Genomic DNA, 22,422 nt, shown 5'->3' with positions numbered 1-22,422 from the left:
GTCCTCAGGCCTTGTCCAGCCAGACATCCTCGACATAGAAATAGCGCGAGATCGGCGCCACTTCCCAGCTTGCGGTCTTGGTGCTGCTGGCGGTCAGGACATCTTCGAAGAACGGGACGATATAGGGCACGTCCTCGGCCTCCATCGCCTGGGCCTTGGCGTAGATTTCGGCGCGCTTCGCCTCGTCCACGGTGGCGCGGCCTTCCTCGATCAGGGCGTCGAATTCGGCATTCTTCCACTCGGTGTCCTGATAGGACGCATCCGAGGTCAGCAGCAGGCGGTAGGTCGCGTCGATGGTGGGCTGCATCCCCCAGTAGCCGATGTAGAAGGCGCCCTTCATCCAGACATTCGCCAGATAGGTATCGTGCGGCATGGTCTCGATGGTCAGGTCGAACCCGCCGGCGGCGGCCGACTGTTTCAGCGCGATGGCGGTCTGCGCGCGGATCGCCGGACGGTCCGAGGCAACCAGCGTCGCCTTGAGCCCGTCGGGATAGCCCGCTTCGGCCAGCAGCTTTTTCGCGGCTTCGGGATCATAGGGGATCGCCGGCTTGTCGGTGGCAAAGGCCAGTTCCGGCGGCACGATGCTGTCGGCGGCCGGGCGGCCCAGCCCTTCAAGGATCACGTCGACCAGCAGTTCGCGGTCGGTCGCCAGCGCCAGTGCGCGGCGCACGCGCACATCGTCCCACGGCTTCTGGTCCTGGCGCATCACGATGCAGACATAGCGGCCCGATGCAACGCGCTTGGCCTCGATCCCCGGCTGGGCGGCGATGCGGGCGAATTCGGCCTGCTGCACGGTCAGCATCACATCGGTCGCGCCGGACAGGAAGTTCGCGGTTTCGGCGGCCAGATCGGGGAACAGCATCATCTCGACCGCGTCAAGATAGGGCTTGCCGGGCTGGTAATAGTCGGGGTTCTTGACCAGCCGCACCATGCGCGCGCTGTCATAGACATCCAGCTTGAACGGGCCGGTGCCGTTCGCCTTGGTGTCCAGATCGGTCAGCGGGCCGGCCAGCGCGGCCTTGGAGAGGATCCGCGCATTGGCATGGGCGGTCGAGACCGGCAGGTCGGCAAAGGGCGTCTTCAGGGTGAATTTCACCGTCAGCGGGTCCACCGCCTCGATCTTTTCCACCATGGTCAGCACCGAGCGGGCCGAGCTGGGAATGTCGGGGTTCAGGATGGCGGTGTAGGTCGCGACCACATCCTCGGCGGTAAAGGGGGTGCCGTCGTGGAACTTCACGCCCTCGCGCAGGTGAAAGGTGAATTCCTTGGCATCGGCCGAAGCATCCCAGCTTTTCGCAAGGTCGGGATGAACCTTGCTGTCCAGCCCGATGCGGGTCAGGCCGGAATAGATCATGTCGATGCAGGGATATTCCGCCGGGCCCGACAGCGACAGCACGTTCAGCGTGGCGATGCGGGTGGAATGGCTGATGCGCAGCGTGCCGCCCGCCTTGGGCGTCTGCGCCATGGCGCCTTGCGGCAGGCCAAATGTCGCCAGCGTGCCGATGGCGCCCATGCCCATCAGGACGTGGCGGCGTTTGAGGGTCAAATCTGTCATGAGAAGGTCTCCGTGTTGGGTGCGGCCTTGGGCCTTGTCTTTGGTTTTGGTCGTCGGGGTCGGTCAGGAAATGACGGTCAACTCGTCAGGCAACCAGGTCAGCACCTCGGGCGCGCCTTCGGTGACCAGCAGCGTATGGCCCACCCCCATGGCGAGCCCTGAATCGCCGTCGCCGTTCATCACATGATAAAACAGCGTCATGCCGGGTTCGCAGACGGTGGCATTGCCGGAATAGATCATCGGCGGCACGTCCATGGACGTGGGCGCAAAGGAAATGCCCACCGAATAGCCCGTGGCGCCATAGCGCGAGGCCGCATAGCCGCCAGCATCAAGGCCATTGGCGTAGCAGTCGAAGATCTCGCCCAGCGTAGTGCCGGGGCGGGCCAGGTCGGTCATCTTCCACAGCGTGTCGACGGCGACATCATACATGTGGCGCTGGCGGTCGGGCACCTTGCCGAACAGGATCATCCATTCGGTCTTGACGTTGTAATGGCGGTAGGTGACCGGGTATTCCACCAGGATCTGGTCCTGCGTTTCCAGCCGCCGCGGGTTGGTCACGCCCCGGCCATAGACCGCGCGTTCACCCGAATTGAACAGCGGCGCGTTCGGCGGCATGTCCGCCCCGTCGCCAAGGATCGAGGCCAGGTAGACCGCCTTGAGGTCGCTATCCAGCAGTCCGGGCCGCGCCGCCTCGATCACGGCCTTCAGCGAGCGGTCGCAGATTTCGCCCGCCTTGCGCATCACCTCGATCTCTGACGGCGATTTCACGACCCGCAGCTTGCGGATCAGGTGATCGTCGTTTTCCAGCCGGCACCAGTCGCCGAATGTGGTCTGGCAGCGCCACAGGTTCCAGCCGGTCAGCCCGTGGGTGTTCAGCTCGATCAGCAGGCGGCTGCCTTTCAGGCCAAGGTCCTCGAGGATGCCTTTCAGATCCTGCGCCGGGTTCGCATCGTCGGCATCCCACCAGATGCGGATATCCTCGATGGTCGATGTCGTGCGCGCCTGCAACAGGTCGGGGCGGCGGGTCAGCAGCACGATGGGCCGGTCATCCGCCGTGACCACCGCGCATTGGAAGAACACGAACCCGCCGGTGTCGTAGCCGGTCAGCCAGAACAGGCTTTCCTGCGAAAAGACCAGCATCGCATCGGCGCCCCTGGCGCGCAGCGTTGCGCGCAGCCGGGCCTGACGGGCCATATGTTCGACGCGGGGGAAGGGCAGCATCGAGCCGGGTTGAGGCGCCATGCATCGTCCTTTCGGTTGGGGCCGGGCGTTACGCTGCGGCGCAACGGCACGACAAGGTTGCGGCAACCGTAGAACTTGGTATACCAACAGTCAACCATCGGAATATACCCTGCATGTCATTTGGGATTGGCCTTGTGTTTGCACGTTCCGTTCGATGAAGATGCAGGCGATCCCAAGCCCCGCCCCGGCTGCGGACCCAGAGGAGACCGGATGCTGAACGCCCCTGACAAACGCCTTGCCCTGCAAGCCTATGAGCAGATCCTCGAGCTGATCCTGGGTGGCAGTGCCAAGCCGGGCGAGCTGGTCAACGAACGGCGGCTGGCCGATGCGCTGAACATGTCGCGCACGCCGGTGCGCGATGCGCTGCTGATGCTGGAGGGCGAGGGGCTGCTGCTGCGCCAGGGCAGCCGGGGCCTTCAGGTCAAGCAGATGCGGATCGAGGATTACATGGACGCGCTTCAGGTGCGTCTGCTGCTGGAGCCTGCGGTGGCCCGGATGGCCGCTGGCAAGCTGCCCGCCGCGACCATCGCCGCGCTGCGCGAGCAGATCGCCGAGGCGCTGGCCCAGGCGCCCGGCCAGCCCGCCGACCGCGCCCTTGTCCGCGACATCGACGAAGGGCTGCACGGCGCCATCTCGGATGCGGTGGAAAACCAGCAGCTTTCGTCGATCATCCGCACCATGCGGCGCCAGACGCAGATGTTCGACCTGCGCGCCGTGCCCGAGCGGCTGGAAGATACCTGCCGCGAACATCTGGAAATTCTCGATGCGGTCGAGGCCGGGAATGGCGAGGCTGCGGCCCAGGCCATGGCCGCCCACCTGTCCCGCGTGCGCGACAGCATCATCAACCGATTGGCCCGTCTATGACCCCTGCCCTGTCCATCGCGCCTGATCCGGTCGCCTGCGATCCCCGGCCCGACATCGCGCTTGCGGTGCGGCTGTTCACGGAACTGCGGTTGCGCACGGGCGCGGCGCGCGGGATCACCCGGGCCTCGTATGGGCTGGGCGAGCAGATCGCCCATGACATGGTGCGGCGCGAGGCGCGCAAGCTGGGGATGGATTGCCGCATCGACGCGGGCTGCAACCTGTACATGACCCTGCGCGGCCAGCGGCGCGGGCCTGCGGTCATGGTCGGCTCGCATCTCGATTCGGTGCCGATGGGCGGGAATTTCGATGGTGCGGCCGGGGTGCTGGCCGGGCTGGCCGTGGCGGCCGGGTATCGTGCGGCCGGGGTGCTGCCGCCGCAGGATCTGACCGTGGTGGCGATCCGGGCCGAGGAAAGCACCTGGTTCAGCGCATCCTACATCGGCAGCCGCGCGGCCTTTGGCCGGCTGTCGGGGGCGGAACTGGATGGCGTGTTGCGGGCGGGCGACCGCGTGGCGCTGGGCCGCGCCATCGACGCGGCTGGGGGCGAGTCGGCGCAGCTGCGCGCAGGTGTGCCGCAGATCGACCCCGCGCAGATCGCCTGTTTCATCGAGCCGCATATCGAACAGGGGCCGGTTCTTGTGGCGCGGGACCGCCCCATCGGCATCGTCACCGGCATTCGCGGCAGCTTTCGCCACCGTCACGCCGCCTGCCTTGGGGCCTATGCCCATTCCGGTGCCACCCCGCGCGAGGTGCGTCAGGATGCGGCCATGGCCGTCGCCCGGCTGGCCGTGCGGCTGGACGATGCGTGGGAACGGCTGGCCGCGCAGGGCCATGACCTGACCGTGACCTTCGGGCAGATGGCAACCGATCCGAACGAGGCGGCGTTTTCCAAGGTCGCGGGCCGGGTCGATTTTTCCCTTGATGTGCGCAGTCAAAGCCATGCGACGCTGGATCTGATGCGGGCCGAGCTGCGGCAGGCGCTGGCCGAGGTGGAATCGCGCTCCCGTGTCCGCTTTGATCTGGGCAAGGAAACCACCAGCGAACCTGCGCTGATGGATCGCCGGATCATCGCCGATCTGGCAGGAATCGCGGCCGCGCAGGGGGCCGAGATCATGCCCTGCGGCGCCGGCCACGATGCGGCGGTCTTTGCGCAGATGGGGGTGCCGACCGGCATGATCTTCATCCGCAACCGCAATGGCAGCCACAACCCTGACGAGGCGATGGAAATCGAGGATTTTGCCGTCGCCGCACAGGTTCTGTCGGCCTTCTGCCTGCAAGAGATGCCCGCCCGGACATGACGCGCTGCCTGCTGGTCCAGCCGATCGACGCCTCGGGCGTGGCCGTCCTGCAAGCCGCCGGGATCGAGGTTCTGGCCGCGCCCGACACCGGGCACAAGGTGCTGGCGCCGCTGCTGGCCGATGCCGATGTGGCGATCACCCGCAACTGGGGTTTTCCGTCCGCCGCACTGGCGCTGGCACCGCGTCTGAAGGTGATCGGCGTTCACGGCACCGGCATGGACCGGGTGGACCTTGCCGGTGCGCGGGCGCGCGGGATCACTGTGGTGAACACACCGGGCGCCAATGCGCCGGATGTGGCGGAACTGGCACTGGGCCTGATGCTGGCAGCGGCGCGGCAGCTGGTGGCGGCCGATGCCTCGGTGCGGTCGGGCGATGGCGGCTGGCGGCAGCGCAACCGTGGTCTGGGCCTGGGTGGCAGGTGCCTTGGGCTTTGGGGCTGGGGCCATGTCTCTCGTGCGCTGGTGCCGATGGCGCGGGGGCTGGGGATGCGGGTTCTGGTGCTGTCCGCCCATGCCGATCCCGCCGAACTGGCCGCGCTGGGGGCCGAGCGGGCGGTGGACGCCGCCGATCTGCTGGCGCAGGCCGATGTGCTGTCGCTGCACGGCGTGCCCGGCCCGCGCCCGGTGATCGGCGCGGTGGAACTGGCGGCACTGCGGCCAGGGGCCATTCTGGTCAATACCGCGCGTGGGGCGTTGATCGACGAACAGGCACTGGCCCTTGCGCTGCATTCGGGGCACCTTGGGGCGGCCGCGCTGGATGTCACGCGGGACGAACCCTTGCCGATGGACAGCCCTTTGTTGACCTGCCCCAACCTGACCCTTGCGCCACATGTCGGCGGGAACACCGGCCGCGCCCTGGCCGTGACCGCACAGGCCGTGGCCCGCGCCGTGCTGGAGGCCTTGGGCCGATGAGCGCCCCGCCGCGTGTCCTGCCGTGCGGCGATGCGGCGATCAGTGTCGATTTCGGCAATGTCATCGACCTAGCCGTCAATGGCCGCGTGATGGCGCTGGATCGTGCTCTGGCCGCCGATCCGGTGCCCGGGGTGGTCGAGACGGTCCCGACCTATCGCGCGCTGATGATCCTGTTCGACCCGCTTGCGACCGATGTCGAGGCCCTGTGTGCCCATGTGCTGGACCTTGCGACCCATGACGCGGCCGAACCCGCCGCGCCCCGGCGCTGGCGGGTGCCGGTGGCCTATGGCGGCGCGCAGGGCGAGGATCTGGACGACATCGCCGCCTTTGCCGGGCTGACACCGCCCGCCTTTGTCGAGGCTCATGCCGCCCCGGTCTATACCGTGATGATGATCGGCTTCATGCCCGGCTTTTCCTATCTGGGCGGGCTGGATCCGCGCCTGGCCCGCCCGCGCCGCGATACCCCGCGCGCGCGGGTTCCGGCCTCGTCCGTCAGCATTGGCGGGGCGCAGACGGCCATCGGCAGCGTCGCGGGGCCAAGCGGTTGGCACCTGATCGGGCGCACCCCGGCGCTGCCCTTTGTGCTGCACCGCGATCCGGTGTTCCTGTTCGGCGCGGGGGACGAAATCGTCTTTGCGCCCATATCCGATGCCGAATGGCGCAGCCTGTCGTCGGCTGCCGCAGATGGCGCGCAGGTGGCGGAGCGGATCGCATGAGCGCGCTGGTGGTCGATCGCTGCGCCCCCGGCGCCTCGGTGCAAGATGGGGGCCGCGTCGGCTGGCGACGCTATGGCATTGCAACGGCAGGCGCGATGGACCGGCTGGCCCTGGCGGTGGCGAATGCGCTGGTCGGCAATCCGGCCGATGCGGCGGCGGTCGAACTGACCCTTGCTGGCGCCCGGTTCCGGGTGGTCGGCGGGCCGGTGCTGGTGGCGGCCTCGGGGCCGGGCGTGGTGCTGACCGTCGATGGCCGCACCCTGGCCCCCGGCGTGTCGGCCCGCGCCGAAGATGGCGATCTGCTCGAGCTTTCCGCCATGCGCGGCGGGGTCTATGGCTATCTGGCCGTCGCTGGCGGGGTCGATCTGCGGCCCGAGATGGGCAGCCGCGCCTTTCACCTGCGATCGGGCATCGGCGGTGCGATGCTGACCCCGGGCATGCGGCTGCCGGTGGCGGGCGGCGCGCTGGCGCCCTTGGCGCTGGACCGGGTGCCGGACCATGCAACCGGGCCGATCCGCTTCATGCCCGGCCCGCAGGACGACTGGTTCAGCCCCGAGTCGCTGGAGCTGCTGGCCGGGGCCGACTGGCAGGTCGATGCGCGATCCGACCGGATGGGCCGCTTTCTGGCCGGGCCCCGTCTGATCCCGCGCGCGGGGTCCATGGTGTCAGACGGGGTGCTGCCAGGCTCGATCCAGGTGCCGCCCGACGGGCAACCGATCGTGCTGATGCGCGATTGCCAGACCACGGGGGGCTATCCCAAGCTGGCAACCGTGATCTCGGCCGATCTGGACCGGCTGGCGCAATTGCCGGCCGGCGCGCGCTTCCGGCTGGCGCCCGTGGACCGGGCCGGTGCCGTCAGCGCAGCGCAGCGCCTTGCCCAGACCATCGCGGCGCTGAACCCGCGCCCGGCCGGCGCCATCGACACCGTGCGGCTGCTGTCGGCCAATCTGATCGACGGCGTGGTCGATGCGCGCGGCGACCTCGATCAGGCCTGACCACACGATCCAACCCGGATCCGCGCCGTACCACCGCAGTCGTCCTGGTGTTTTCGCCTTGTAGAAATATCCTCGGGGGGTGAGGCGCGGAACGCGCCGAGGGGGGCAGACGGCCCCCCTTGCCCTACGGAAACCGCCGGCCAGTATCCCGGCGGGGGTAGCGGGGTGAACCCAGCCCTACGCCAGCGTCGGCTTGACCGCGATCCCCGCGGCCTCCAGCCCCTGCCGCAGATGCCGGGCCATCGCCACCGCTTGCGCAGTGTCGCCATGCACGCAGACCGAATCGATGCCCACCCTCAGCACCTTGCCGCTGGTCGAGGTGATGCGCCCCTCGACCACCATGTCGATCACCCGTGCCAGCGCCTCCGCCGGGTCATGGACCATCGCATCGGGGCGGCTGCGCGGGGTCAGGTTGAAACTGTCGGCATAGGTGCGGTCGGCATAGATCTCGCGGATCGGGCGCAGGCCCAGCTTGTCCGCTGCCCGCTCGGTCGCTGTGCCCGGCATGATCATGAACCCCAGCGAGGGGTCCACCGCCTTGATCGCCCGTCCCACGGCCATGGCCAGACCGTCATCGTCGGCGCAGGCGTTCCCCAGCGCACCATGGGTTTTGACATGGGTCATCGGATAGCCTTCCATCGCGCAGATCGCGGCAAAGGCGCCGGTCTGATAGGCGACCAGGTTCTCGACCTCGGCCTCGGTGATGCCCGGCACGGCGCGGCGGCCAAAGCCTGCCAGATCGGCATAGCCCGGATGCGCCCCGACCGCGACACCCTGCGCCCGCGCCGCGCGCACCGTTGCCCGCATGATCGCCGGATCCCCCGCATGAAAGCCGCAGGCGACATTCGCCGTGGTGACAATGCCCAGAAGGGCGCCATCGTCACCCATCTTCCAGGGGCCGAACCCCTCTCCCAGATCGGCGTTCAGGTCGATGCGCATGGGAACCTCCAACGGTTGGTATGATAGTGGTTGCTATATGGCACTCCGTTGGTATACCAAAATGGAGACCCATGCAGAACCGGGATTTCATCGTGAAACGACTGCTCTACCTCGGCAACGGCCGCAAGCTGCAATCGGTGGCGAAACTCGACGACCGTTTTGAAGGCTGGGGGCTGAAGGTCGACCGATACTGGGCCCATAACGGCGAATTTCCCGCCAGTCTGGACGGCTATGACGGCATCTTCCTGTCCGGCAGCCCGCATGGCGCCTATGAGGATGTGCCGTTCATCCACCGCGAACATGACCTGATCCGGCAGGCGGCGGATCTGCAGATCCCCATGCTGGGCATCTGCTTTGGCAGCCAGATCCTCGCCTCGGCGCTGTGTGGCAAGGATCAGGTGTTCCGCCGGTCCTATTGCGAGATCGGCTACAAGGACCTGCCCGTATCCGCGGCCGCCGCGACCGACCCGCTGGCGCAGGACTGGGGCGAGAGTGTGCGCATGTTCGTCTGGCACAATGACGAAGTGCGGGCCGGCCACCCAGACTTGGTGATCCTCGCCTCCTCCGACGATTGCCCCAACCAGGTCTGGCGCCACCGCACCGCGCCCGCCTGGGGCATCCAGGGCCACCCCGAGATCACCCGCGCGCAGGCCCCCGTCTGGTTCGAGGAAAACCGCGAGCGGATGACGATTGATGGCGGCGATGTCGATGCCTTCATCGCCGGTGCCGATGAGGCGCTGGACGCCAAGATCATGCTGACCCGCTTTGCCGAGATGGTCTCGCGCGGCTGAAGGAATACCCCCATGGTGCAACCGAATTACTGGTTCAATCCGGCCGAATACCGCGCGCGGCTGCTGCGTGTGCAGGCGGCGCTGAAGGCACGGGGGCTGGATGCGCTGCTGGCGTTCCAGCCTGAAACCGTGACCTGGGTCACGGGGTTCTTTACCCGCGGCTATGGCACGTTCCAGTTCGCCATCATCCCCGCCGAGGGCGAGCCGACGCTGTTCTGCCGCGATGTCGAGGAATATTACCTCGACAGCACCTGCGTGTTCCCTGACCGCGTGATGTGGACCGACAGCGACGACCGCATCGCGCTGGCCGCCCGCACCATTGCCGCCAGGGTCGGCAAGGCCGCCGCCATCGGGGTGGAAATGGGCGCCTGGGTGCTGAACGCCCAGCGGTGGGAGGCGATCCGGGCCGAACTGCCCGGCGTCCGGCTGCTTGACGAAAGCGCGCTGGTTCCCAACATGCGGTTGATCAAGTCGCAGGCCGAAATCGCCTATCAGCGCATCGCCGCCAGGGCGGCCGAGGCCGGGATGCAGGCCGCCATCGACAGCGCCGGCGTGGGCGTGTCGGAACGCGAGATGGCTGCCCAGATCTGCGCCGCCATGATCCGGGCCGGGTCCGACCTGCCGGGGCCGGGCGTCATGTCCTCGGGCGAGCGGGCGTTCCATCTGCATGGCGGCTATTCCGACCGGGTGCTGGAACGTGGCGATATCGTCCAGATCGAGACGACGCCGAACAATCACCACTATCACGCCCGCTTCATGCGCCCGATCCGCGTGGCCGAGGCCTCGGACGCCGATCATCGGCTGGCCGAACAGCTGATCGCCATTCAGGACGCCGCCATCGCCACCGTGGCGCCCGGTGTGCCCGCCACCACCCCGGATGCGATCTACCGCGAAGGCGTTCTGTCCGCCGGGCTGCGCGACAGCTATACCAACAAGACCTTCTATTCCGTCGGCCTTTTGCTGCAACCCAATGGCGGCGAGCCGCTGGAGGCGCATCCGGGTGCCGACTGGTCGTTCCAGCCGGGCATGGTGTTCCACACCTATGTCCTGGCGCAGGGTTTCGGCATGTCGGAAACCATCGTGGTGACGGCCGATGGATGCGAGCGGCTGACCAACTTCCCGCGTCAGCTCTTCGTGACCGCGCGCTAGGGGTGGCATTTCGCGCATGGCGGGGCAGGGGAACTCACCCTAGTCTGCCCTGATACATGCACGGAGACGCCCGATGACCCATCCCGATCAGCCCCGCTGGGACAGCCGCTATGCGACCGAGGCCTTCGTGTTCGGCGAAGAGCCGAACATCTTCCTGCGCGACCTTGCAGCGGGGCTGACCCCCGGCAAGGCCCTGTGCGTCGCCGATGGCGAAGGGCGCAACGGCGTCTGGCTGGCGCGCCAGGGCTGGGATGTGCTGTCACTCGATTTCTCGGCGGTCGCGCAGCGCAAGGCGGCGGCACTGGCCGCGCGCCATGGCGTCACGCTGCATCTGGAACAGGGCGACGTGCATGACTGGCCCTATCCGCAGGCCGGGTTCGATCTGGTGGCGGATGTGTTCAGCCAGTTCAGCGCCCCCGGTGATCGGCTGCGCAAATGGGCCGGCATGATCCGCGCGGTCAAGCCGGGCGGGCATCTGATCGTCATCGGCTACACCCCCAGACAACTGGACTTCGGCACGGGCGGCCCCAGGGATCCTGCGCATCTTTACACCGCCAACCTTCTGCGCAGTGCCTTTGCCAGTCTGGAGATCCTGCGCCTTGAGGAAATCGAGACCGAACTGTCCGAAGGTGCCGGCCATAGCGGCATGTCGGCCGTCGCCATCTTGCTTGCCCGCGCGCCGCTCTGATTTCCTTGCATGGCAGCGTTGACTGAATCGCTGGTCTGGGTTACCTCTTGTGAAACATGAATCAGACGTCATGTTCCAGGGAGGATACCATGAAACTGCATCTTGCCGTCGCCATGACGGCCCTGATGGGCTGGGCACTGCCGGCGACTGCCGAAATCAAGATCGCGCATGTCTATGACAAGACCGGCGCGCTGGAAGCCTATGCCAAGCAAAGCCACGATGGCCTGATGCTGGGCATCGAATATGCCACCGGCGGCACGTTCGAGGTGAACGGCGAAAAAATCGTCGTGATCGAAAAGGACAGCCAGCTGAAGCCCGATGTCGGCCGCGCCATGCTGGCCGAGGCCTTTGGCGACGACGAGGCTGATCTGGCCATCGGCCCGGTCGGGTCGGGCGTTGCGCTGGCCATGCTGCCCGTCGCGCAGGAATTCGAGAAGATCTTGATCGTTGAACCCGCAGTTGCCGATTCCATCACCGGCTCGGCGTGGAACCGCTATATCTTCCGCACTGGCCGCAACTCCTCGCAAGATGCCATCTCGAACGCGGTGGCGCTGGGCCGTGAAGGCGTCAAGGTCGTGACCTTTGCGCAGGATTACGCCTTTGGCCGCGATGGGATCGCCGCCTTCAAGGAGGCGCTGGCGAAGACCCCGGCCAAGCTGGTCGCCGAAGAATACGCCCCGACCGACACCACCGACTTCACCGCCTTTGGCGAGCGCATGTTCAACGCGCTGAAGGATCTGGACGGCGAGAAGCGCATCTTCATCATCTGGGCCGGCGCCAACAACCCCATGTCGAAACTGCAGGCCATGGATCCGGGCCGCTATGGCATCGAACTGGCGACGGGCGGCAACATCCTCGAGGCGCTCAAGGCCTACAAGGAATTCCCCGGCATGGAAGGGGCGGCGTATTACTACTACGAAATCCCGAAGAACCCGGTGAACGACTGGCTGGTCAAGGAACACATGGCCCGCTTCGGCACCCCGCCCGATTTCTTCACCGCAGGCGGCATGGCGGCCGGCATGGCGGCGGTCGAGGCGCTGAAGAAGGCCGGATCGACCGACACCGAGAAGCTGATCGAGACCATGGAGGGGATGGAATTCGACACCCCCAAGGGCAAGATGATCTTCCGCGCCGAAGACCATCAGGCGCTGCAAGCCATGTATCACTTCAAGATCAAGGTCGATCCGAACGTCGCCTGGGGTATCCCGGACCTGGTCCGCGAAATCCCGATCGAGGAAATGGACGTCCCTGTCCGCAATACGCGCTAAGCCCCCGAAGGGGCGCCTGCGCCCTTTCATCTGTCTGAAAATATCCCGGGGGGTCCGGGGGGCTGGCCCCCCGGCCTCACCGCCAGACCGACGGTTCCCATGCCCTCCCCATCGCTTGAAACCCGCGCCCTTACGGTGCGTTTTGGCGGCCATGTCGCCGTCAACGCGGTCTCCTGCGCCTTTCGGCCGGGCGAGCTGACCGCCATCGTCGGCCCGAACGGCGCCGGCAAGACCACCTGGTTCAACCTGATCTCGGGCCAGATCCCGGCCACCTCGGGGCAGGTGCTGCTGGACGGGCAGGACATCTCGCGTCTGGGCGTTGCGGCGCGGACGCGGGCGGGCATCGGGCGGGCGTTTCAGCTGACCAACCTGTTTCCGGCGCTCTCGGTGCTGGAAAACGTCCGCCTTGTGGTGCAGGCCCGGCGCGGGGCAGGGTTCAGCCTGCTGACCATGGCCGCCAGCCGCCGCGACCTGACCGCCGAGGCCGAGCAAATCCTGGATCGGGTGCGCCTGTCTTCGCAGGCCCATCAAGAGGTGCGGGCCCTGCCCCATGGCGATCAGCGCAAGCTGGAAGTCGCCCTGATGCTGGCGCTGAAGCCGAAGATCTTCATGTTCGACGAACCCACGGCCGGGATGAGCGTGGACGAATCCCCGGTGATCCTGGGCCTGATCGCCGAAATCAAGGCGGACCCCAACGCAACCGTCCTGCTGGTGGAACACAAGATGGACGTGATCCGCACATTGGCCGACCGCATCGTCGTTCTGCATAACGGCACGCTGGTCGCCGATGGCAAGCCTGTCGAGGTGATGGCCAGCGACATCGTGCAAGAGGCCTATATGGGCAAGGAGATCGAGGATGTCTGACCCCCTTCTGTCCCTGCGCGGGGTCAAGACCGACATCGCGCAATATCACATCCTGCATGGCGTCGATCTGGACGTGCCGCGCGGGCAGGTGACCATGCTGCTGGGCCGCAACGGCGCAGGCAAGACCACCACCTTGCGCACCATCATGGGCCTGTGGCAGCCGCACACCGGCGATATCCTGCTGGACGGCGACAACATCGCCCGCCAGCCCCCTGCCATTATTGCGCGCAAGGGCGTGGCGCTGGTTCCCGAGGACATGGGCATCTTTGCCAACCTCACGGTCGAGGAAAACATGACCCTTGCCGCCGTGTCGGGCCCGATCGACAAGACGCGGCTGGAGTGGATCTTTGCGGTCTTCCCACCGCTGCGGACCTTCTGGAAGAACCCCGCCGGCAACCTGTCGGGCGGGCAGAAGCAGATGCTGTCCACCGCCCGGGCCATGATCGAGGAACGGCGGCTCTACCTGATCGACGAACCCTCCAAGGGCCTTGCCCCCGCCATCGTGTCCACCCTTGCCCGCGCGCTGCGCGATCTGAAACAGGCGGGCGCGACGATCCTGATGGTGGAACAGAACTTCAAGCTGGCCAAGGCCCTGGGCGATCATGCCGCCGTCATGGACGACGGCCGCATCATCTGGACCGGCGCCATGGCCGAACTGGCCACCGACGCCGGACTTCAGGAACGCCTTATGGGCCTGAGCATGGAGCATGCCTGACATGACCGCCGCCCCCGACCATACCCCGATCATGCAGCGCCCGCCCCTGTCGGTGCGGATGCAGCCCTGGATCCCCGTTCTGCTGATCCCGGCGCTGGTCATCACCGGCTTCATCGCAGTCGGCAACCCGACCAGCTGGCTGACGCTGACGGTGTCCGGCCTTGCCATGGGCATGATGATCTTTGTCATCGCCAGCGGCATGACGCTGATCTTCGGCCTGATGGACATCATCAACTTCGGCCATGGCGCCTTCATCTCGTTCGGGGCCTTTGTCGGCGTCTCGGTGCTGATCGCGCTGGGGGGCCTGACGGGGGTGCCGTCGCTGGCGCTGAACCTGCTGGCGCTGCTGGCGGCGGTGCTGGCGGCCATGGCCGTGACCGGCGCCATCGGCTGGGGGTTCGAGAGGGTCATCGTGAGACCCGTCTATGGTGCTCATTTGAAACAGATTTTGGTCACCATGGGCGGCCTGATCGTTGCAGAGCAGCTGATTCAGGTGATCTGGGGGCCCAAGGAAATCCACATTGCCCGGCCCGAGATGCTGAAGGGTGCGATCACCATCCTTGGCGCCACGCTGGAAAAATACCGGCTGGTCGCCGTGGTCTTTGGCGCCGCCGTGTTCATCGCCATGCGGCTGGTGCTGCGTCACACCAAGATCGGGCTGATCGTCCGCGCCGGCGTTGAAAACCGCGAGATGGTGCAGGCGCTTGGCTACCGCATCCGCCGCGTCTTTGTCGGCGTGTTCATCGCGGGATCCGCGCTGGCCGGCCTTGGGGGCATCATGTGGGCGCTGTATCAGGAACTGATCACCGCCCATATGGGCAACGAGATCATGGTTCTGGTGTTCATCGTGGTGATCATCGGCGGCCTTGGCAGCGTCGAGGGCGCGTTCATCGGCGCGCTGCTGGTGGGCCTTTTGCAGAACTATGTCGCCTTCATCGAGCCCAAGGCGGCGCTGGTATCGAACATCGCGCTGATGGTCGCCATTCTGATGTGGCGCCCGCAGGGCATGTCCCCCGTCATCAAGGTGTAAGGCGATGGTGCGTTTCCTGCTGTCGGGCGATGGCCCGCGTTCGCTCATCCTGTCGGTCATCGTGGCGCTGATCTTCGTGGCGCTGGCCACGGCGCCGTTCCTGTTCCCGGGCAGCCGCTCGCTCGAGGTGGCGGCGCGCATCGCGATCTTCATCGTGCTGGTCGCCAGCTACGATCTGATGCTGGGCTATGCCGGGATCGTCAGCTTTGCCCATACGGTGTTCTTCGGTCTTGGCGCCTATGGGGTTGCGCTGGCGGGGGCGCACCTGGGGCGCGGCTGGGGCGCGCTGGCGGCGGGTGCCCTGGGCGGCACGGCGGTTGCGGTTGCGGTGGCCTTTGTGATCGCGCTGTTCTCGCTGCGGGTGCGGGCGATCTTTTTCGCGATGATCACCATGGCGGTTGCTTCGGCTGTGGCGGTGCTGGTCAGCCAGCTGTCCTGGCTGACCGGGGGCGAGGATGGCATGAACATCACCATCCCGCGCGAGCTGACCCCTGCCTTCCGCCTGGATCTGGAGATTTTCGGCACCAGGGTCACGGGCAAGATTCTGAACTATTATCTGGTGTTCCTCTGCTGCACGGTGCTGTTCCTGCTGCTGCTGCGGGTGGTGAATTCGCCCTTTGGCCGGGTGCTGCAGGCGATCCGCGAAAATGCCTTCCGGGCCGAGGCGGTGGGCTATCGCGTGGTGATCTATCGCACGGTGGCCACCTGTCTGTCGGCCGGGGTCGCGGCGCTGGCCGGGTCGCTGTTCGCCATCTGGCTGCGCTATGTCGGGCCCGATACCACGCTGGCATCGGAGATCATGATCGACATCCTTCTGATGGTGGTGATCGGCGGCATGGGAACGATCTGGGGCGCGGTCGTCGGGGCAACGATCTTTGTTCTGGCGCAGAACTATCTGCAGACGCTGATGCAGGGCGCCGCCGATGCAACGGCCGCGCTGCCGCTGGTGCCCGACCTGCTGAACCCCGACCGCTGGCTGCTGTGGCTGGGGGTGCTGTTCATCCTGTCGGTCTATTTCTTCCCCACCGGCATTGTCGGCCGGTTGCGGGCGCGGGGATGACGCCCCGGCGGCATATCCATGCGCAACGCTGGGGCACCGGCCCTCGCATGGTGCTGCTGCACGGCTGGACGATGTGCGGGGCGGTGATGGCGCCGCTGGCGGCGGCCCTGCCGGGCTTTGGCTGCCTGGCGCCCGACCTGCCGGGGCATGGTGCGACGGTCGGCTATACGGCCGACCTGCCGGGCGCCGTTGCCATGCTGGGCGATCTGCTGGCCGATGGCGAGCCGACCCTGCTGGTCGGCTGGTCGCTGGGCGCGCTGATCGGCTGGCAATGGCTGGACGCCCACGGGCCGGGGCCGGTTACCGGCATGATCAGCCTGGACATGAGCCCCCGCCCCCTGCCGGAACCGGGCTGGGATTTCGCCATGTCCGGCCAGTCGGCCGATCGTATCCGGGCGCGCACCGACTGGTTCCGCGACGACTGGTCCGCCGCCGTGGGCCCGCTGGCCACCGGGATTTTCGCGACCGATGCTGGCGCCCCTGCCTTTGGCGCCGCACAGGCCCGCGCGGTGATCGGCGCGCAGGATGGCGCGGTGATGGCCGGCTTCTGGGCCTCGTTGATCGAGGCGGACTGCCGGGCGGCGGTGCGCCGCCTGCCGGTGCCGCTGCTGGCTGTTCATGGCGCTCAAAGCCGGGTATATCCCCCCGCCTGCGCCGATTGGCTGGCCGGTGCCGCGCCCCATGGTGCTGCCCTGCGCATCACCGGGGCCGGCCACGCCCCGCATCTGGAGCGCCCCGAAGAAACCGCCGCCGCCATTGCGGCCTTTGCCCGTCAGGTTGTCGCATGACCACCCCTGCCAGCCCCCGCCAGCCTGCCACCAAGCGCGGCCGCGAAACCCGCGAGGCGATCCTGCGCGCTGCCGAAGAGGTGATCGGCGCGCGCGGCTTTGCTGCCGCCTCGATTGCCGATATCACACGCGCGGCGGGCATCGCCCAGGGCACGTTCTACATCTATTTCGATGGCAAGGAGCAGGTGTTTCGCGAACTGGTGGCCGAGATGGGCCGCTTTACCCGCCGCACCATTTCCGAAGCGGTTGCCGACACGCCCGACCGGCTGGCGGCGGAACGGATCGGTCTGCGCACCTTTCTGGAAATCGCCGCCACCCGCCCGACGCTTTACAGCATTGTCGAAGAGGCGCGGTTCGTCGATCCGCCCAGCTATGACGCCTATTTCACCGGATTTGCCCGCAATTATGCCCGCAACCTTGAAGCGGCGGCAAAAGAGGGCACCATTCGCCCCGGCAACCCGGAAATCCGCGCCTGGGCGCTGATGGGGCTGGCGGTCACGCTGGGGGAACGCTACGGTCAGCGCAACCCGGGGGCCGACCGCGATGCGGTGGTGGCCGAAGTGTTCGACATGCTGGAAAGGGGCCTGCGTCCCTGACACCCACAGGACGGAGCCATGGCCACCGCGCCCGACCTTTCCGCCCGCCGCGCCGCGCTGACGCCTGATGCGCGCGCCTTCACCGATCATGCGTCCGGCCGTGCCTGGACCTTTGCCGAGATCGAGGATCAGGCGAACCGTCTGGCCGCCGTGCTGGCCCCCCTGGGGGCGGGCGCGCGGGTGGGGCTGTTGACCTTCAACCGGGCCGAAGGGTTCATCGCGCTGTTCGCCGCCGCCAAGGCCGGGGTGATCCTGTGCCCGCTGAACTGGCGCGCGCCGCTCTTGGAACTGCGGGCCGTTGCGGCCTCGGTCGGGATGTCGGCGCTGGTCCACGATGTGGATCATTATGGGCTGGCCGCCGCGCTGGCGCCCGATCTGCCCCGGCTGGCCATGCGCAATTCGGGCGGCTTCGGCCTGCCCGAGGCGCCGCAGATCATCGCGCAGCTGGACGAGGATGCGCCGTGGTATCTGCTGTTCACCTCGGGCACCACAGGGGCGCCCAAGGCGGTGATACAGACCCCGCGCATGGCGCTGGCGGTGGCAATGAACATTGCCCAGGCGATGGGGCTGACCTCGGCCGATCAGTCGGTCTGCTATCTGCCGCTGTTCCATACCGCGGGGATCAACCTGTTCACCCTGCCCCTGTTCCAATGGGGCGGGCACAGCTACATCCTGCCGCGGTTCGATGCCGACCGGCTGCTGGACCTGATCGCAGCAGGGCAGGTGACGCAGTTCTTTGGCGTGCCGACGATCTGGCAGGCCTTTGCCGCCCATCCGGGGTTGCAGGCGGCGGGGATCGGCCGCTTGCGCGGGCTGGCCTCGGGCGGGGCGGCGCTGCCGGCCGATCTGATCCGGCGCTTTGCCCATCTTGGCGCGGTGGTGCGCAACGGCTTTGGCATGACCGAAACCGGCCCCACCGGCTTTCTGATCGACCCCGAGGGCGCGCAGACCCGCATCGGGTCGGTCGGCAAGCCACAGATGATGACCGAGGCCCGGCTGGACGGTGTGCCCGATGGCCAGCCCGGCGAGGGGGAATTGCTGATGCGCGGCGCGACGGTCACGCCAGGCTATTACCGCAACCCGCAGGCGACCGAGGCCGCCTTTGCCGATGGCTGGCTGCGCACCGGCGATGTCGCGCGGCGTGACGCGGATGGCTATTACACCATCGTCGACCGGCTCAAGGACATGTATGTCTCGGGCGGCGAAAATGTCTGGCCGGCCGAGGTTGAAGCCGCGCTTGGCCTGCACCCTGCGGTGGCCGAGGCCGCCGTCGTCGGCGTGCCGGACGCGAAATGGGGCGAAGCCGGTCTGGCCTTTGTCATCCTGAACCCTGGCCAGGCCGTCCAGCCGGACGAGCTGCGCCAGTGGTGCCGCCAGCATCTGGCCGCCTTCAAATCCCCGCGCGAGGTGCGGGTGGTGCAGGATTTGCCGCGCACCGCCTCGGGCAAGGTGCGCAAGACAGAGCTGAAGGGGCGGCCATGATCCGCGCCGACTGGTTGCCCACGCTGGAGGACTTTCGCGCCTTTGCCGCGCTGTCGGGCGACGATAACCCGATCCACACCGATCCGGCCTATGCGGCCACCCATCCCTTTGGCCGCCCCGTCAGCCATGGAATGCTGATCCATTCCCGGCTCTGGGCGCTGGCGATGACCATGGTGCCGGGCCGGTTCCGGGTGGCGGATCTGATGTTCCCCAACCCGGCCTATCCTGATGAACCCCTTCTGCTGACGCTGGTCCCTGATGGGGGCGCAATCCTTGCGCAGGCACATCGCGCCGATGGCACCCCGGTCTATCTTGGGCGTTGGGAGCTGGCCGAATGATCCGCGTGGGCGACCGCGCCAGCCTGTCGCGCAGCTTTGCTGCTGCCGATCTGGCCGCCTTTGCCGCGCTGGCCGGTGGCGGCCCGGTGGATACCGTGCCAGAGCCCCTGATCGCCGCGCTGTTTTCCTGCCTGCTGGGGACGCGGTTGCCGGGGCCGGGCACCGGCTGGCTGAAGCAATCGCTGCACCATCATGCCGCCGCCCTGCCGGACGAGGTATTGACCGCCTCGGTCCAGGTCACACGCCTCAGACCCGAAAAGCGGCTGGCCGATCTGTCCTGCATCTGCCTGGGTGCCGGCGGGCACACGATCTGCGAGGGGCGGGCGCTGATGCTGCTGGCCCCCGGCGCGCTGGACTGATTGCGGCGTTTCGCACCAGATCACACCCCCAAGGTTGAGTGGATTTCGCAATCGCGGCATGCTGCGGCCATGAGCGTGCCCGGACCTGCCACGACCAAGCCCCCTTATGCCTTGCCGGCCGCGCAGGTTCTGGCGGCACTGTCCAGCCGGGCCGAGGGGCTGAGCGCGTCCGAGGCCGCCGAACGGCTGCACCAGCACGGCCCCAACGCCTTGCACGCAGGGCGGCGAAGCCCGCCGATCCTGCGGTTTCTGGCGCAGTTCAACAATGCGCTGATCTGGTTCCTGCTGGCGGGTGCCGTAGCGGCCACCACGCTTGGGCATATCACCGATGCCTTGGTGATTGTCGCGGTGGTGCTGGTCAACGCCGTCGTCGGTTTCCTGCAAGAGGGCAAGGCCGAAAACGCGCTGGCGGCAATCCGGGGGATGATCTCTCCACATGCGACGGTGCTGCGCGGCGGGCTTCGCCATGCTGTCCCGATGGCCGAGGTGGTGCCCGGCGATATCGTGCTGATCGAGGCTGGCGACCGTGTGCCGGCCGACCTGCGGCTTATCCACGCCCGCAACCTGCGGATCGACGAGGCGATTCTGACCGGCGAATCCGTGGCCGCCGACAAGCACACGGCAGCGGTGGCTCCGGCGGCACCCTTGGGCGATCGCAGCGGCATGGCCTGGTCCGGCACGCTGGTGGCAACCGGGCAGGGCACTGGCGTTGTCGTCGCAACCGGGGCCGCCACCGAAATGGGCCGGATCAGCCGCCTTCTGGGCAGCGTCGAGGAACTGACCACCCCGCTGCTGCGCCAGATCAACACCTTTGGCCAATGGTTCACGCTGGCCTCGCTGATCGGATCGGTGCTGCTTTTTGCCTTCGCCGTCACCCTGCGCGGCTTTGCCTGGGACGAGGCGCTGCTGTCGGTCGTCGCCCTGGCCGTGGGGCTGATCCCCGAAGGGCTGCCGGCGGTGATCACCATCACGCTTGCCATCGGGGTCCAGCGGATGGCCGCACGCAATGCGGTGATCCGCCGCCTGCCTGCGGTGGAAACGCTGGGCGCGACCTCGGTGATCTGCTCGGACAAGACCGGCACGCTGACGCGCAACGAAATGACCGTGCGGCGCGTGGTCACGGCGCCCGAGCGGCTGATGGTCGATGGCGCGGGCTATGATCCGGGGCAGCACCGCCTGTTCAGTGATGGGGCGGCAGGCCATGGCCCGGCGCTGATGCTGATCCGCGCGGGCCTTTTGTGCAACGATGCCCGGCTGGATGGCAGCTGGCACGTTCAGGGCGATCCGATGGAAGGCGCGCTGATCACGCTGGCGCTCAAGGCAGGGCTGGATCCAGATGCCGATACCGCCGACTGGCCCCGTCTGGATGTGATCCCGTTTGACGCGCGGCACCGCTACATGGCCACGCTGCACCGGATGCCGTTCGACGACACCGTCGTTCTGGTCAAGGGCGCGCCCGAGCGGATCCTGTCGATGTGCAATCGTCAGCAGGGGCGCGATGGGCCGGAACCGCTGGATGCCGATCTGTGGTCCGCCCGCATCGCCGAGGCCGCGGCCGAAGGCGAACGGGTTCTGGGCTTTGCCACCCGGCCGGCCGCCGCCGATGCCCGCGATCTGGATCATGGCGATGTGCAGTCCGGGCTGGTGTTCCTGGGCATCGCCGGCTTCATCGACCCGCCCCGCGCCGAGGCGGTTCAAGCCATCGCGGAATGTCGCCGCGCCGGAATTGACGTGCGGATGATCACCGGCGATCACGGCGCAACGGCCGCCGCCATCGCCCGGCAACTGGGTCTGGCGCAGACCCCGCGCGTGCTGACCGGCCATGACCTTGACCAGCTGACCGGCGAAGGTTTCGCCCAGGCCGTGCGCGACACCCAGGTCTTTGCCCGCACCAGCCCCGAACACAAGCTGCGCATCGTGCAGGCGTTGCAGTCCGACGGGCATATTGTCGCCATGACCGGGGATGGCGTGAACGATGCGCCCTCGCTGAAACAGGCCGATGTCGGCATCGCCATGGGCATCAAGGGCACCGAGGCCGCCAAGGAAGCGGCCCGCATGGTGTTGATGGACGACAACTTCGCCTCGATCGTCAATGCAGTGCATGAAGGGCGGGTGGTTCACGACAATATCCGCAAGGTCGTGGCCCACATGCTGCCCACCAACGGCGGCGAGGCGCTGGTCGTGGTCCTGGCCATCCTGTTCGGTTTCGCGATGCCGATGTCGGCGGTTCAGATCCTGTGGATGAACCTGATCCTGTCGGCGACGCTCGATCTGGCGCTGGCCTTCGAGCCGGCCGAATCCGGCGTGATGAATCGCCCGCCGCGCAAGCCGGGGGCAGGGCTGCTGACCCCGTTCATGGTCTGGCGGACCGCATTTGTCTCGATCCTGTTCACGGCCATCGCGCTGGCGGTGTTCTTTGGCGCCCAGTCCATCGGCCATGATCTGGAAACCGCCCGCACGATGGTCGTCAACATGCTTGTCGTGCTTGAAGTGTTCTATCTGTTCAACGTGCGCTATCTGCACATGTCCAGCTTCACCCTGACCGGGGTCAAGGGCACCGGCCCGGTGCTGGCCGCCGTTGCGGTGGTGGTCCTGGGGCAGCTGGCGTTCACCTATCTGCCGGTGATGAACGGGATTTTCGGCTCGCGCCCGCTGCCCCTGGCCGAGGGCGCCGCGATCCTGGCCATCGGGATCGGCTTTTTGGGCCTGATGGAGATGGAAAAGCACCTTCTGCGTGATCGGTTCGGCTGATCCGCACCTTCATCTGTCTGAAA

General features: G+C 67.3%; 22 protein-coding genes. 19 read left to right on the top strand and 3 right to left on the bottom strand.

Annotated features, from left to right (window positions below):
* Window positions 1–4 precede the first annotated feature (4 nt).
* Together G481_RS0107270 and G481_RS0107265 are read right to left on the bottom strand one after the other, a co-directional pair.
* On the bottom strand, window positions 5–1,555 hold the full coding sequence (locus tag G481_RS0107270; RefSeq protein WP_028029438.1) for an ABC transporter substrate-binding protein: 1,551 nt from the start codon (window positions 1,553–1,555) through the stop codon (window positions 5–7).
* A gap of 63 nt (window positions 1,556–1,618) precedes the next feature.
* Window positions 1,619–2,797, bottom strand: coding sequence for a M24 family metallopeptidase (locus G481_RS0107265; protein WP_051294368.1), 1,179 nt, complete (start codon window positions 2,795–2,797; stop codon window positions 1,619–1,621).
* Window positions 2,798–3,007: 210 nt separating this feature from the next.
* Between G481_RS0107265 and G481_RS0107260 the strand changes: the two genes are divergently transcribed.
* The 5 genes from G481_RS0107260 to G481_RS0107240 are packed head-to-tail and all read left to right on the top strand — an operon-like array spanning window position 3,008 to window position 7,581.
* Complete coding sequence (locus G481_RS0107260) at window positions 3,008–3,661, top strand: GntR family transcriptional regulator (RefSeq protein ID WP_028029436.1); 654 nt, start codon at window positions 3,008–3,010, stop codon at window positions 3,659–3,661.
* Complete coding sequence (locus G481_RS0107255; protein ID WP_051294367.1) at window positions 3,658–4,959, top strand: hydantoinase/carbamoylase family amidase; 1,302 nt, start codon at window positions 3,658–3,660, stop codon at window positions 4,957–4,959. The genes G481_RS0107260 and G481_RS0107255 overlap by 4 nt, the downstream gene beginning before the upstream one ends.
* Window positions 4,956–5,870, top strand: a complete 915-nt coding sequence (locus G481_RS0107250) for an NAD(P)-dependent oxidoreductase (RefSeq protein ID WP_028029434.1) — start codon at window positions 4,956–4,958, stop codon at window positions 5,868–5,870. Before G481_RS0107255 ends, G481_RS0107250 begins: the two co-directional genes overlap by 4 nt.
* Window positions 5,867–6,586: a 5-oxoprolinase subunit PxpB gene (gene pxpB, locus G481_RS0107245; RefSeq protein ID WP_028029433.1), complete on the top strand. Its 720-nt coding sequence runs from the start codon at window positions 5,867–5,869 to the stop codon at window positions 6,584–6,586. The genes G481_RS0107250 and pxpB overlap by 4 nt, the downstream gene beginning before the upstream one ends.
* The gene (locus tag G481_RS0107240; protein ID WP_028029432.1) at window positions 6,583–7,581 is read left to right on the top strand and encodes a 5-oxoprolinase subunit C family protein; all 999 of its coding nucleotides are present in this window, start codon (window positions 6,583–6,585) and stop codon (window positions 7,579–7,581) included. Before pxpB ends, G481_RS0107240 begins: the two co-directional genes overlap by 4 nt.
* A gap of 177 nt (window positions 7,582–7,758) precedes the next feature.
* Here G481_RS0107240 and G481_RS0107235 read toward each other — a convergent pair whose 3' ends face one another.
* A complete protein-coding gene (locus G481_RS0107235) occupies window positions 7,759–8,520 on the bottom strand; it encodes a LamB/YcsF family protein (protein ID WP_028029431.1) in 762 nt (253 codons plus the stop codon).
* Window positions 8,521–8,591: 71 nt separating this feature from the next.
* Here G481_RS0107235 and G481_RS0107230 point away from each other — a divergent pair, with 71 nt between their 5' ends.
* The 14 genes from G481_RS0107230 to G481_RS0107165 all read left to right on the top strand — a co-directional run bounded on the left by G481_RS0107230 (window position 8,592) and on the right by G481_RS0107165 (window position 22,399).
* Window positions 8,592–9,311, top strand: a complete 720-nt coding sequence (locus tag G481_RS0107230; protein ID WP_028029430.1) for a type 1 glutamine amidotransferase — start codon at window positions 8,592–8,594, stop codon at window positions 9,309–9,311.
* A 12-nt stretch (window positions 9,312–9,323) separates the two neighbouring features.
* A complete protein-coding gene (locus tag G481_RS0107225) occupies window positions 9,324–10,460 on the top strand; it encodes a M24 family metallopeptidase (RefSeq protein ID WP_028029429.1) in 1,137 nt (378 codons plus the stop codon).
* A gap of 73 nt (window positions 10,461–10,533) precedes the next feature.
* A complete protein-coding gene (locus tag G481_RS0107220; protein ID WP_028029428.1) occupies window positions 10,534–11,148 on the top strand; it encodes a class I SAM-dependent methyltransferase in 615 nt (204 codons plus the stop codon).
* 89 nt (window positions 11,149–11,237) lie between these two features.
* On the top strand, window positions 11,238–12,416 hold the full coding sequence (locus tag G481_RS0107215; RefSeq protein ID WP_028029427.1) for a substrate-binding domain-containing protein: 1,179 nt from the start codon (window positions 11,238–11,240) through the stop codon (window positions 12,414–12,416).
* Between the two features lie 99 nt (window positions 12,417–12,515).
* A complete protein-coding gene (locus G481_RS0107210) occupies window positions 12,516–13,280 on the top strand; it encodes an ABC transporter ATP-binding protein (RefSeq protein ID WP_028029426.1) in 765 nt (254 codons plus the stop codon).
* On the top strand, window positions 13,273–13,995 hold the full coding sequence (locus tag G481_RS0107205; RefSeq protein ID WP_028029425.1) for an ABC transporter ATP-binding protein: 723 nt from the start codon (window positions 13,273–13,275) through the stop codon (window positions 13,993–13,995). The genes G481_RS0107210 and G481_RS0107205 overlap by 8 nt, the downstream gene beginning before the upstream one ends.
* A gap of 1 nt (window position 13,996) precedes the next feature.
* A complete protein-coding gene (locus G481_RS0107200) occupies window positions 13,997–15,025 on the top strand; it encodes a branched-chain amino acid ABC transporter permease (protein WP_028029424.1) in 1,029 nt (342 codons plus the stop codon).
* 4 nt (window positions 15,026–15,029) lie between these two features.
* Entirely contained in the window at window positions 15,030–16,085 is a 1,056-nt protein-coding gene (locus G481_RS0107195) for a branched-chain amino acid ABC transporter permease (RefSeq protein ID WP_028029423.1), read from the top strand.
* Window positions 16,082–16,873: an alpha/beta fold hydrolase gene (locus tag G481_RS0107190; RefSeq protein WP_028029422.1), complete on the top strand. Its 792-nt coding sequence runs from the start codon at window positions 16,082–16,084 to the stop codon at window positions 16,871–16,873. Before G481_RS0107195 ends, G481_RS0107190 begins: the two co-directional genes overlap by 4 nt.
* A complete protein-coding gene (locus G481_RS0107185) occupies window positions 16,870–17,469 on the top strand; it encodes a TetR/AcrR family transcriptional regulator (RefSeq protein ID WP_028029421.1) in 600 nt (199 codons plus the stop codon). Before G481_RS0107190 ends, G481_RS0107185 begins: the two co-directional genes overlap by 4 nt.
* An 18-nt stretch (window positions 17,470–17,487) precedes the next feature.
* On the top strand, window positions 17,488–18,951 hold the full coding sequence (locus tag G481_RS26460; protein WP_028029420.1) for a class I adenylate-forming enzyme family protein: 1,464 nt from the start codon (window positions 17,488–17,490) through the stop codon (window positions 18,949–18,951).
* A complete protein-coding gene (locus tag G481_RS26455; protein ID WP_028029419.1) occupies window positions 18,948–19,289 on the top strand; it encodes a MaoC family dehydratase in 342 nt (113 codons plus the stop codon). The genes G481_RS26460 and G481_RS26455 overlap by 4 nt, the downstream gene beginning before the upstream one ends.
* Window positions 19,286–19,648 (top strand): hotdog family protein, encoded by a 363-nt coding sequence (locus tag G481_RS0107170; protein ID WP_028029418.1) that lies wholly within the window; start codon window positions 19,286–19,288, stop codon window positions 19,646–19,648. The genes G481_RS26455 and G481_RS0107170 overlap by 4 nt, the downstream gene beginning before the upstream one ends.
* 69 nt (window positions 19,649–19,717) lie before the next feature.
* The gene (locus G481_RS0107165) at window positions 19,718–22,399 is read left to right on the top strand and encodes a cation-transporting P-type ATPase (RefSeq protein WP_028029417.1); all 2,682 of its coding nucleotides are present in this window, start codon (window positions 19,718–19,720) and stop codon (window positions 22,397–22,399) included.
* The last annotated feature ends 23 nt before the right edge of the window (window positions 22,400–22,422 follow it).

The sequence above is a fragment of the Gemmobacter nectariphilus DSM 15620 genome (assembly GCF_000429765.1).
In the GTDB taxonomy this organism is placed as follows: domain Bacteria; phylum Pseudomonadota; class Alphaproteobacteria; order Rhodobacterales; family Rhodobacteraceae; genus Wagnerdoeblera; species Wagnerdoeblera nectariphila.
The sequence above is the reverse complement of the archived record's forward strand: the minus strand, read 5'-3'. Positions and strand labels throughout refer to the sequence as shown.

What these genes read in the sequence shown, in the direction of transcription:
- G481_RS0107270 (WP_028029438.1), bottom strand. Translation starts at nt 1,555, where the DNA reads ATGACAGATTTGACCCTCAAACGCCGCCACGTCCTGATGGGCATGGGC.
- G481_RS0107265 (WP_051294368.1), bottom strand. Translation starts at nt 2,797, where the DNA reads ATGGCGCCTCAACCCGGCTCGATGCTGCCCTTCCCCCGCGTCGAACAT.
- G481_RS0107260 (WP_028029436.1), top strand. Translation starts at nt 3,008, where the DNA reads ATGCTGAACGCCCCTGACAAACGCCTTGCCCTGCAAGCCTATGAGCAG.
- G481_RS0107255 (WP_051294367.1), top strand. Translation starts at nt 3,658, where the DNA reads ATGACCCCTGCCCTGTCCATCGCGCCTGATCCGGTCGCCTGCGATCCC.
- G481_RS0107250 (WP_028029434.1), top strand. Translation starts at nt 4,956, where the DNA reads ATGACGCGCTGCCTGCTGGTCCAGCCGATCGACGCCTCGGGCGTGGCC.
- pxpB (WP_028029433.1), top strand. Translation starts at nt 5,867, where the DNA reads ATGAGCGCCCCGCCGCGTGTCCTGCCGTGCGGCGATGCGGCGATCAGT.
- G481_RS0107240 (WP_028029432.1), top strand. Translation starts at nt 6,583, where the DNA reads ATGAGCGCGCTGGTGGTCGATCGCTGCGCCCCCGGCGCCTCGGTGCAA.
- G481_RS0107235 (WP_028029431.1), bottom strand. Translation starts at nt 8,520, where the DNA reads ATGCGCATCGACCTGAACGCCGATCTGGGAGAGGGGTTCGGCCCCTGG.
- G481_RS0107230 (WP_028029430.1), top strand. Translation starts at nt 8,592, where the DNA reads ATGCAGAACCGGGATTTCATCGTGAAACGACTGCTCTACCTCGGCAAC.
- G481_RS0107225 (WP_028029429.1), top strand. Translation starts at nt 9,324, where the DNA reads ATGGTGCAACCGAATTACTGGTTCAATCCGGCCGAATACCGCGCGCGG.
- G481_RS0107220 (WP_028029428.1), top strand. Translation starts at nt 10,534, where the DNA reads ATGACCCATCCCGATCAGCCCCGCTGGGACAGCCGCTATGCGACCGAG.
- G481_RS0107215 (WP_028029427.1), top strand. Translation starts at nt 11,238, where the DNA reads ATGAAACTGCATCTTGCCGTCGCCATGACGGCCCTGATGGGCTGGGCA.
- G481_RS0107210 (WP_028029426.1), top strand. Translation starts at nt 12,516, where the DNA reads ATGCCCTCCCCATCGCTTGAAACCCGCGCCCTTACGGTGCGTTTTGGC.
- G481_RS0107205 (WP_028029425.1), top strand. Translation starts at nt 13,273, where the DNA reads ATGTCTGACCCCCTTCTGTCCCTGCGCGGGGTCAAGACCGACATCGCG.
- G481_RS0107200 (WP_028029424.1), top strand. Translation starts at nt 13,997, where the DNA reads ATGACCGCCGCCCCCGACCATACCCCGATCATGCAGCGCCCGCCCCTG.
- G481_RS0107195 (WP_028029423.1), top strand. Translation starts at nt 15,030, where the DNA reads ATGGTGCGTTTCCTGCTGTCGGGCGATGGCCCGCGTTCGCTCATCCTG.
- G481_RS0107190 (WP_028029422.1), top strand. Translation starts at nt 16,082, where the DNA reads ATGACGCCCCGGCGGCATATCCATGCGCAACGCTGGGGCACCGGCCCT.
- G481_RS0107185 (WP_028029421.1), top strand. Translation starts at nt 16,870, where the DNA reads ATGACCACCCCTGCCAGCCCCCGCCAGCCTGCCACCAAGCGCGGCCGC.
- G481_RS26460 (WP_028029420.1), top strand. Translation starts at nt 17,488, where the DNA reads ATGGCCACCGCGCCCGACCTTTCCGCCCGCCGCGCCGCGCTGACGCCT.
- G481_RS26455 (WP_028029419.1), top strand. Translation starts at nt 18,948, where the DNA reads ATGATCCGCGCCGACTGGTTGCCCACGCTGGAGGACTTTCGCGCCTTT.
- G481_RS0107170 (WP_028029418.1), top strand. Translation starts at nt 19,286, where the DNA reads ATGATCCGCGTGGGCGACCGCGCCAGCCTGTCGCGCAGCTTTGCTGCT.
- G481_RS0107165 (WP_028029417.1), top strand. Translation starts at nt 19,718, where the DNA reads ATGAGCGTGCCCGGACCTGCCACGACCAAGCCCCCTTATGCCTTGCCG.